The sequence below is a fragment of the Trinickia sp. genome (assembly GCF_057351765.1).
Window position 1 is genome coordinate 1 of record NZ_JBMRBK010000096.1, and the last position, 2,742, is coordinate 2,742.

At 63.4% G+C, this 2,742-nt stretch carries 4 protein-coding genes; all 4 read left to right on the forward strand.

The window, feature by feature from the left end; translation table 11 throughout:
- Nucleotides 1–42 precede the first annotated feature (42 nt).
- Nucleotides 43–495: a type II 3-dehydroquinate dehydratase gene (gene aroQ, locus ACO1XS_RS25820; protein ID WP_486392015.1), complete on the forward strand. Its 453-nt coding sequence runs from the start codon at nt 43–45 to the stop codon at nt 493–495.
- A 67-nt stretch (nt 496–562) separates the two neighbouring features.
- Nucleotides 563–1,024 carry an acetyl-CoA carboxylase biotin carboxyl carrier protein gene (gene accB / locus ACO1XS_RS25825; RefSeq protein ID WP_331571388.1) on the forward strand — a complete coding sequence of 154 codons (462 nt, stop codon included), beginning with the start codon at nt 563–565 and terminating at the stop codon, nt 1,022–1,024.
- 124 nt (nt 1,025–1,148) lie between these two features.
- Complete coding sequence (gene accC, locus ACO1XS_RS25830; protein WP_331571390.1) at nt 1,149–2,516, forward strand: acetyl-CoA carboxylase biotin carboxylase subunit; 1,368 nt, start codon at nt 1,149–1,151, stop codon at nt 2,514–2,516.
- A 32-nt stretch (nt 2,517–2,548) separates the two neighbouring features.
- A partial coding sequence (locus tag ACO1XS_RS25835; protein WP_486392016.1) for a 50S ribosomal protein L11 methyltransferase occupies nt 2,549–2,742 on the forward strand: 194 nt, incomplete at its 3' end.

Here is a 2,742-nt window from a genome sequence, read left to right on the forward strand (position 1 = left end):
CAGCGCTAAAGTTCGCGCAATTCCGCGGAAAGACAAGCCACCATGACACGACTGCTGGTACTGCACGGCCCCAACTTGAACCTGCTCGGCACGCGAGAGCCGGGTGTGTACGGCAACGTGACGCTGCAGCAGATCGACGAGGCGCTCGTCGAACGGGCCAAGCTTGCCGGGGTCGAGCTCGCCACCTTCCAGAGCAATCACGAAGGGCAGATCGTCGATCGCATCCAAGCTGCCCGCGCGGAGGGCGTCGAATTCGTGCTCATCAATCCGGCCGCCTACACCCATACGAGCGTCGCGATCCGCGATGCGCTCAAGGGCGTCGATATTCCATTCGTCGAGATTCACCTCTCGAACGTGCACCGGCGCGAGCCGTTCAGACATCACTCCTATTTCTCCGATGTGGCCGAGGGCGTCGTCTGCGGCTTCGGGTGGAAGGGATATTTGTACGCGCTCGAGTTTGCGCTCGACCGGCTCGCCGGCGGCCAGCGCAGCTGACTCTCAACAACACCAATCGGCGCGGGCTGCGGGCCGGCGCCTCATGCAACAAACAAGGGGATTCCCTATGGATCTACGTAAGCTGAAAACTTTGATCGACCTCGTCTCCGAATCGGGCATCTCCGAGCTCGAAGTGACCGAAGGCGAGGGCAAAGTCCGCATCGTCAAGAATGCGCCGCCGGTTTACGTTCAACCCTCCACCTCCTACAGCCCGCAGATGGCGGCGGCGCCCGCAGCCAGCGCCGCCCCCCTCGATGCCGCCGCCGCTCCGGCGCCGGTCGCCGCCCAACCGCAAGGCCACGTCGTCACGTCGCCCATGGTGGGCACGTTCTATCGCGCGCCTTCGCCGGGCGCTGCCGAGTTCGTCAAGATCGGCGATACCGTCAAGGAAGGCCAGACCCTTTGCATCATCGAAGCGATGAAGCTCATGAACGAGATAGAAAGCGACAAGGACGGCGTCGTCAAGGAAGTCCTGGCCGAAAACGGGCAGGCCGTCGAATACGGCCAACCGCTCTTCGTGATCGGCTGAAACCGGCAAGCCACGCGCGAGCCGCACGCCCCGCCGGCTGACGTCGTGCGCCACGCTCGCCCCTCCGGCCGCCGCATTCCCCATGAGGCGCGCACGGCGCCCATTGAAGAGTCCAACCATCGCCATGTTTGAAAAAATTCTCATTGCCAATCGCGGCGAAATCGCTCTGCGCATCCAGCGCGCGTGCCGCGAACTGGGCATCAAGACGGTTGTCGCCTACTCCGAGGCGGACAGGGAAGCGAAGTACGTGAAGCTCGCCGACGAGGCCGTCTGCATCGGCCCCGCACCGTCGCCCCAGAGCTATCTGAATATGCCGGCGCTCATCAGCGCGGCCGAGGTGACCGACGCCGAAGCCATCCACCCGGGGTACGGATTCCTGTCGGAGAACGCGGATTTCGCCGAGCGCGTCGAGCAATCGGGCTTCACATTCATCGGCCCGCGCCCCGAAACCATCCGCATGATGGGCGACAAGGTCATCGCCAAACAAACGATGATCAAAACGGGGGTGCCCTGCGTGCCCGGATCGGAAGGCGCACTGCCCGACGACCCGAAAGAGATCGTCAAGATCGGGCGCGCGGTCGGCTATCCCGTCATCATCAAGGCCGCGGGCGGCGGCGGCGGGCGCGGCATGCGCGTCGTGCATACCGAAGCCGCGCTGGTGAACGCCGTGAATACGACCCGCGAGGAAGCCGGCCGCGCGTTCGGCAACCCGCAGGTCTACATGGAGAAGTTTCTCGAGAATCCGCGTCACATCGAAATCCAGGTGCTCGCCGATTCGTTCAGGAACGCCGTCTGGCTCGGCGAGCGCGACTGCTCCATGCAACGCCGCCATCAAAAAGTGATCGAAGAAGCGCCGGCGCCGAACATCGCGCGCCGCCTCATCGATCGGATCGGCGATCGCTGCGCGGACGCCTGCAAAAAGATGGGCTATCTGGGCGCCGGCACGTTCGAGTTCCTCTATGAGAACGGCGAGTTCTACTTCATCGAAATGAATACGCGCGTTCAGGTCGAGCATCCGGTCACGGAACTCATCACCGGAATCGACATCGTTCAGGAACAGATTCGCGTCGCCGCGGGCGAGAAGCTCACGTTCCGCCAGCGCGATATCGTTTTTCGCGGCCATGCGATCGAATGCCGGATCAATGCGGAAGACCCGTTCAAGTTCACACCGTCGCCGGGCCGCATCACCTCGTGGCACGTGCCCGGCGGGCCGGGCATTCGCGTCGATTCGCACGCCTACAATGGCTATTTCGTTCCGCCGAACTATGATTCGATGATCGGCAAGCTGATCGCCTACGGCGCAACCCGTGAGCAGGCTATTCGCCGCATGCGCATCGCGCTGTCGGAGATGGTCGTCGAGGGCATTCAGACGAACATTCCGCTGCATCGCGAACTGATGTTCGACCGCGGCTTCGTCGAAGGCGGCACGAGCATCCATTATCTCGAACACCGCCTCGCGGAAAAACAGCAGGCTGCGCCGGAAGAAGCGTGAGCGGCGACGCCCTCATCGGGAATGATACTGAGATGGCCTACCGGGAACTGATCGTCGAGCTCGATCGCGCACAAGCGGAGGCATACTCCGATGCGCTGATCGATCTTGGCGCGCTATCGGTGTCGGTCGAAGACGCCGATGCCGATACGCCCGACGAGCAGCCGCTTTTCGGCGAACCGGGCCTCACCCCGCAGCGCACCGCGTGGCAGCGCTCACGCGTGGTCGC